Here is a 6834-nt window from a genome sequence, read left to right on the forward strand (position 1 = left end):
TCACTCGCTGATCAGCCGGATCTTGGTGATCTGGATATAGATGGCGGCCACCAGTGAAATCATCAGGAACACCAGCATTGCCACGGCCGAGCCGTAGCCGACGTCCTGGAAATCGACCAGTTGCTGGCGGGCGTAGATCGAGATCGTCGCGGTTTCGCGGCTCTTGGAACTGAGCACATAGGCAAGGTCGAACATCCGCACGGCATCCAGCAGGCGAAACAGAATGGCGACGGCAAGGGTCGGCCAAAGCAGGGGCAGGGTGATGTAAAAGAACTGCGCCCAGCCGGGAGCGCCATCGACCTTCGCCGCTTCATAGAGATCGCGGGGAATGATCTGCAGGCCAGCAAGGATCAAGAGCACCATGAACGGCGTGGTCTGCCAGACATCGACGGCGATGATCGCGGCCATCGCCGTGCCGGCACCCGCCGTCCAGGCAATGCCGTGGCTGATGAAGCCGAGCTTGATCAAGAGCGCGTTGACAACACCATACTGGTCATGCAGCATCCATTGCCACATCTGTGCAGAGACGACAGTCGGGATCGCCCACGGGATCAGCATGACAGCGCGCAGCGCTCCGCGGCCCTTGATCTGGCTGTCGATCAGAAGCGCGATCGCAACACCGGCCAGCGTTTCCAGCGTTACCGAAATCACCGCGAAGAAGGCGGTGTTTCGAACGGCATGCCACCAGTCGCCATCCTTCATTAGCGCCAGATAATTGCCAAACCCGATAAACCGCGGCAAATCGCCATCATCGAGCGAGGCGTGCATGAAGGAGAGATACGCGGTGCGCGCCAAAGGCCAGGCTGTAACCGTGGCAAGCACGATCAGCATCGGAGCCAGCAGCAGCCAGGGTTCGATGCGCTTTACCCAGTTGGATTGAGGTGCCGTCTCAGCCATCATGCACCAACCTTGATTGTTTGCCGGCGATTGCCGAGCGGTTTTGCAAGAGCAGCACCGACCACGCCGGCGCCTTCGCCAAGGGATGCAAGCTTGAGCGGAATGGACCGGCAGCGGGCGGCCCAGATGTTCTCGCGCATGTACTGCTCCAGCTTTTCACGATAGCGCCCGGTCGAGCAGCCCAGCCCGCCACCGAGAACAACCGCCTCGGGATCGACCATGTTGATCATCTGCGCCAGCAGCCGGCCGGTTACCTCTCCGGCCTCATCGAGGATACGAGTACAGAGGGAATCCCCCTCGGCACTCATGGCTTCCAGTGTGCGAACACCGTCTTCCGGAGGCTTCCCGGCGCGCCGGACAAACGAGCGCTGCATACCTTTGCCCGACGCGAAATCTTCGGCATTGGCAATCGTCAGTGCGGTATCGTCTTCCCTTGGAAGCGCAAGCACTGAACTGGCGAAGTGAATGGCAAAACCGTTGGCCCCGGCCCACGGCCGGCCATTGATCACGAGCGAATAGCTGATGCCTGTGCCCAGCGATATGTAGACGAAGCTCTGGTGGGACTGGCCCGCGCCGAAGCGGGCTTCCGCATGGGCCGCCGCACGCACGTCGCTGTCAGCCATCGTCGGAATGCCAAGCAGGCTTTCGATTTCCGCGCCAATGGTTTCAATCGAGAAATTCCAGTCGCTGCAGACGCGTCCCTCAAGATCGACCAGTTCCGGCACGGCAATCCCGATCGACAGCGGAAACCGGCCCTCAGCCTTGGCGAGCGCGATGATGTCTGAAGCGATCTCCGCAACTGCGCGGATGATCGCGATTGGACCTTCGGAGACCGGGGTTGGGCGGCGCCGGAAATGGGTCATTGCACCCGATTGGATATCGACCAGACCAGCTGCGATCTTGGTGCCGCCGAGGTCGATGCCGATCCGATAGTCGCCGCTTTCCATCGTTGCGGCCGCAGATTGCAAGGGTGTGCCAGCGCCTGTCATGCCTGAGCCGCCGCGGCGGTATCAAGCAGAATCCGAACCTGCTTGCAGCGATGAACGATGGTGGCCGGCCATTGTGGATCGAAACTTTCGCTCTCTGTCAGACGTTTGGCAGCGCCCTGCTTATGCGAACCATGAATGATCATGGCGACCGATTTCGACAGGTTGGCGATCGTGCCGAGACCAACGGTCAGGCCATGATGCGGCACGGCATCCAGCGACGGGAAGTCGGGGAAGGTGCCAAGATTGTCGCGGCGCGTCTCTTCGGCGAGCTTGACGATACAGCTTGGACCATCGGCCGGGCTACCCGGCGGATTGAAGGCGACATGGCCATCCGTTGCACCGGAGGCGAGAATGAACAAGTCGACACCGCCAGCTGCCTTGATCCGCTCATCGTAGGCACCGGGATTCGTCGCATCCGGAAACCAGACATGCTCTTTCGAAACCTGGTGTGCTGGCTCGATGGCGGCGTTCAACCGCTGGCGGATTTCTTGTTCGGCGAAGCGGCGGCAGCTGTTGTGCGCATCCGGCGGGCAAAGGCCAAGACCGTCTTCGCCACCGCCGAGATATTCGTCCATCATTACCAGAACGAGATTGGAGAGATCGAGATTACCGGCCGCAGCCTTTTCCGCCATCGCGTCATAAACGGGCTTTGGCGAACGGCCGCTCGGGCAGCCCAGCAGATATTGTTTGCCATTGGCGCGCGCGGTGGCAATGGCAGCCAGGATATCAGCGGCAAGCACGTCGCCGATTTCGGCCGGGGAGTTCAGGATTTCAGCGGAATGGGCGGGCAAGTCAATTCTCCGGTCGGGATCGAGTGCGGCCGGCGGCGATGCGCCGGCCGTGCGGTCTGGGCTTAGAGGCCGAGCGTCTTCAGGTAGTCGCGATTGTGCTTGGCGATCGGGTAGGGCTTTTCCGGCGGGCAGGGGTACATGTCCTGCTCGACAACGGCGAAACCATCGTAATTGCGGGCTTCAAGGAACTTCACCACCTCGGCGAAATCGATGGCGCCCTTGTCCAGTTCGCACATGACGCCCATCTGGAACGCGTCCATGAACGGGATGTTCTCGTCGGTGATGCGCTGGCGCAGCGCGCCATCCATGTTCTTGAAATGATAGTAGGGGATACGATCGGCATGCCGGGCCATGAAGGCGAGGGGATCAGCGCCCGTGTAGATATGATGACCCAGATCAAAGCACAGTCCGACATGATCCGGCTTGGTATCGGCCATCAGCCGCTCGATTTCGGCTTCGGTTTCGATGCAAGTGCCGACATGCGGATGGAAAACGAATTTCATTCCGTACTCTTCGACGACACGCTTTGCGGTAGTGCTGACGATGGCGATCATCTGCGCCCAGGCCTTGTCATCCAGCAAGCGGTCGCCAGGGGCGGCGTAGGATTCGGACTCGTCCATCAGGACGAACCATTCGGCACCTGCAGCTTTCAGCAGGCCGCAGATCGGCCCGACACGGGCAGCCAGGGTTTCAGCGGAATCGGCAAGCGACAGCGGATGAACAACGCCTGTGCCGCAGAGCTTGATATCGCGGCGGCCGAGTTCCGACAGCAGCGTTGCGGGATCGGTCGGCAGGTAACCCCAGGGGCCGAGCTCGGTGTAGCTATAACCGGCCTTCTGCACTTCATCGAGATAGCGCTCCCATCCGACCTGTTTTTCGTCCTTCGGATACCAGACACCCCAGGAGTCCGGTGCTGTCGCTATTTTGATCGTCATCGTCTTGTTACCTTGCATTTTGAAAAAGGCGGTTCGCGCCACAATCAGGTAGCGCGAACCTTGTTATCAGATGGATTACCAGCCGCCGCGTGACTTGAGACCGTCGAGCTTGGAGGCCAAGTCGTCGATCGCAGCGTCGGTGGCTGACGGGTCGGAAAGGCCGGAATGGAGATTGTTGGAAATCTCGGTCGAAACGCGCGGGTAATCGCTGCCGGTGATGCTGGTCGGCCGGGTGACGACATTTTCGAAGGCGGCCTTAGCGCTCGTCAAGAATGGGATCGCCTTCAGGATATCGGCATCGGAGAACAGCGACGAAATGCTCGGGATATAGGATCCCGCCAGAGCCCGGCGCTTCTCTTCCTTTTCGCCGGCAAGATAGGCGACGAGCGCTGCGGCTTCCTTCGGATGCGCCGAGTATTTCGAGACGCCGAGATAGGCTGCACCGTCGATGCCGACATGCTCGCCGTTTACGCCCTTGGGCAGGGGTGCCACGCCGACCTTGTCCTTGATGGCGCTGTCGGCGCCGTTGGCCAGCGACCAGGCATAAGCCCAGTTGCGCATGAACACGGCATCGCCATTCTGGAAGACACCGCGCGAGCCTTCTTCGTCATAGTTCAGCACACCTGCCGGCGAGATCGTGCCGACCCAGCCGGCCGCCGTCTTCAGCATGTCCTTGGCTTCGGGCGAGGCAATGGTGATCTTGCCTTCGGCATCGATAAACGTGCCGGCGCCGCTGCTTGCGAACCATTCGGTGGCATTGCAGACGAGACCCTCATAGGCCCGGCCCTGCCAGACGTAACCCCACATCTTGTCGTTGCCTGCCTTGCGCTCGCCGTCCTGAACCAACTGTGCTGTTGTCGTCAGGTCAGACCAGGTTTCCGGAACCTTGGCGCCGTATTTGTCGAGCAGGTCCTTGCGGTAGAACAGCAGGCCCGTATCCATGTACCACGGCATCGCGACAAACTTTCCACCGACCGTACCGGCGGCCACGGCCGATGGGAAATACTTGTCGACCGTGCCTGCAGGCATGGCTTCCGCCAGATCGAGCAGGTGGCTTTTCAGCGGCCCGACCCAGACGCCATCGAGGATCATCACGTCGACATCGGTCGACTGCGCCGACAGCAGCTGCTGATAGAGCGACAGAACATCGTCCCAGTTTGCCGGCATGGTGGTGATCTTCACCTCGTTGCCAGTTTCCTTGCCCCAGGCTTCGGAGCCTTCCTTGCAGAGCTGCAATTCGATGCCGGACGACGAGCAGAAGATGTTGATGGTTTCGGCCTGCGAGACGGCCGGGTAGGCGGCCGAAAGCCCGAGGGTGGCGATGCTGAATGCGAGAACTGCGCGAATGGACATGCTTTACTCCCCTTTTATTAAATCCAAATTATGGATCATAATATCCAGAAGTTTCCGTCTGTAAATGGAAAATTTCGACATGCGGGTGTAAAAATCGAATGTTCATTCCATTTTCGCGCTTGAGCAAGGGAGTGGCTTCCGGTATTTAAATTCACTATCCGAATTTAATTCGCGCAAAAAGCGCAACACAGGAGTGGAATATGCGATTGAGAGTTGGCCTGGTTGGGCTTGGAGAAGTGGCGCAGCTAATGCACATTCCAACGCTGCACAAGCTGCAGCAGCAATTCGAACTTGCCGCCGTGCACGATGTTTCGCCTTCGGTGCTGGCTGAGGTCGCCGATCACTGGAAGATCGCCAAGCGCTACGATACGGCTGATGCGCTGTTTGCCGATCCCGATATCGATGCCGTTCTGATCCTCAGCCCCGACCAGCATCATGGCGAGCAGGCGAGGGCTGCGCTTGCGGCCGGCAAGCACGTCTTCATCGAAAAGCCGGCCTGCCTGACGGCAGCGGATCTGGAGATGCTGGCCGCTGCCGAGGCAGCATCCGATCGCGTGGTGATGGTCGGCTACATGCGCCGTTTTGCGCCGGCCTTCATGGCGGCCAAGCAGGAGCTCGCAAATTTCGGACCGATCTCCTATGTCCGCGTCCGTGACGTAATCTGCGAAGGCCCCTGGTTCTTCAACCAGACCGACAAGGTCGTGACCCCGAAGGGCGACATTCCGGCCAAGCTGATCGATGAGAGCCGGGCGCTGCGCAAGGAAATGATGGATGCGATGTGTGGGGCAGACGCACCAGCCATCGTCAAGCGCGGCTATGAAGTCATGACCGGCCTGTGCTCGCATTCCCTGTCGGCCATGCGCGATCTGCTCGGCGGCTCGCCAAAGCGGGTGATCGGTGCACAGCTCTCGCAAAATGGCGAACAATTGACCGCGATGTTCGATTACGGCAGCTTCACTGCCATCTATGAATGCCTGATCGACGATATCGCCCGCTTCGATGCCGGCATCGAGGTCATGTCGAAGACCAAGCGCCTGCAGTTCCGCTACAACACGCCGTATCTGCGCAATCTGCCGATGACGCTGGAGGTGCAGGAGAGCACAGCCGACAGCAACCTCGTCCGCACGCTCGGACCGTTCCACAAGGACGCGTTCCAGATCGAACTCGAGGCCTTCCACGACACGATCGTCAGTGGCGCGCCCAATCGCACGCCGCCCTCGGACTCGCGTGAAGACATTGACCTGTTCTCGAAAATACTGTCGGTCGCCAAGACGACATTGGTTTCCTAACCTATCGATCGGCAATCAAAACCTGCAGTTAATGCTCCCTGCCTGAAAGGCGGGGAGCTTCAGCGCACCGAGCATCTGCCCAATACAGTTTACAAAGTACCTGGGTTCGAACGAACCCATTTCAACAGAACGCACTTTGCGCAAAGATAGCGCCCTATTTGGCGCTCCCACGGTCTTTGAGCTTTGCGGCCAGAGCGCTATCCTTCACACGAATATACCATAGACAGCCGCACCTCATCGGGTTCGAAGTCATCGGTTTGTGCGCCTTTCACCTTGGCCGCGTCGCGTGCGAATCGGCCGAATTTTCATGCCATCCCGGCATCACCTTGATCGTCCGCCGCGATGCTTCCTTGAAGAAACGGGAAGTTCCCAAAGAACTCCTGGGCCTTGTTGATATCTTCGTGTCTCATGGCTGGCGCTCGCCGGGCGTTGGCTTGTGGCGTTATCATTGCTGCTTGTTTTTCGTGCCGATTAACGCACGAAAGCCCGTGTCATTTCTGATCACGGGCTTTTGTTTTTTGTTTGGTTGCGGGGGCAGGATTTGAACCTGCGGCCTTCAGGTTATGAGCCTGACGAGCTA

6 protein-coding genes are annotated in these 6834 nt (G+C 59.4%); 1 reads left to right on the forward strand and 5 read right to left on the reverse strand.

Annotated elements, in window-relative coordinates:
- From ASC96_RS07590 to ASC96_RS07610, 5 genes are all read right to left on the reverse strand, one after another.
- A complete protein-coding gene (locus tag ASC96_RS07590; RefSeq protein ID WP_060502452.1) occupies positions 1-897 on the reverse strand; it encodes a sugar ABC transporter permease in 897 nt (298 codons plus the stop codon).
- Positions 897-1886, reverse strand: coding sequence for an ROK family protein (locus ASC96_RS07595; protein ID WP_060502431.1), 990 nt, complete (start codon positions 1884-1886; stop codon positions 897-899). The genes ASC96_RS07590 and ASC96_RS07595 overlap by 1 nt, the downstream gene beginning before the upstream one ends.
- Complete coding sequence (locus tag ASC96_RS07600; RefSeq protein WP_060502432.1) at positions 1883-2677, reverse strand: 6-phosphogluconolactonase; 795 nt, start codon at positions 2675-2677, stop codon at positions 1883-1885. Before ASC96_RS07600 ends, ASC96_RS07595 begins: the two co-directional genes overlap by 4 nt.
- 62 nt (positions 2678-2739) lie before the next feature.
- Complete coding sequence (locus tag ASC96_RS07605; protein ID WP_060502453.1) at positions 2740-3612, reverse strand: sugar phosphate isomerase/epimerase; 873 nt, start codon at positions 3610-3612, stop codon at positions 2740-2742.
- Between the two features lie 75 nt (positions 3613-3687).
- The gene (locus ASC96_RS07610; protein WP_060502433.1) at positions 3688-4965 is read right to left on the reverse strand and encodes an ABC transporter substrate-binding protein; all 1278 of its coding nucleotides are present in this window, start codon (positions 4963-4965) and stop codon (positions 3688-3690) included.
- A 200-nt stretch (positions 4966-5165) separates the two neighbouring features.
- Here ASC96_RS07610 and ASC96_RS07615 point away from each other — a divergent pair, with 200 nt between their 5' ends.
- Complete coding sequence (locus ASC96_RS07615) at positions 5166-6254, forward strand: Gfo/Idh/MocA family oxidoreductase (protein WP_060502434.1); 1089 nt, start codon at positions 5166-5168, stop codon at positions 6252-6254.
- The last annotated feature ends 580 nt before the right edge of the window (positions 6255-6834 follow it).

The sequence above is a fragment of the Rhizobium sp. Root1204 genome (assembly GCF_001424965.1).
Taxonomy (GTDB): Bacteria; Pseudomonadota; Alphaproteobacteria; order Rhizobiales; family Rhizobiaceae; genus Pararhizobium.

Coding starts and splice junctions, on each gene's coding strand:
- ASC96_RS07610 (WP_060502433.1), bottom strand. CDS start 4,965: ATGTCCATTCGCGCAGTTCTCGCATTCAGCATCGCCACCCTCGGGCTT.
- ASC96_RS07605 (WP_060502453.1), bottom strand. CDS start 3,612: ATGACGATCAAAATAGCGACAGCACCGGACTCCTGGGGTGTCTGGTAT.
- ASC96_RS07590 (WP_060502452.1), bottom strand. CDS start 897: ATGGCTGAGACGGCACCTCAATCCAACTGGGTAAAGCGCATCGAACCC.
- ASC96_RS07615 (WP_060502434.1), top strand. CDS start 5,166: ATGCGATTGAGAGTTGGCCTGGTTGGGCTTGGAGAAGTGGCGCAGCTA.
- ASC96_RS07595 (WP_060502431.1), bottom strand. CDS start 1,886: ATGACAGGCGCTGGCACACCCTTGCAATCTGCGGCCGCAACGATGGAA.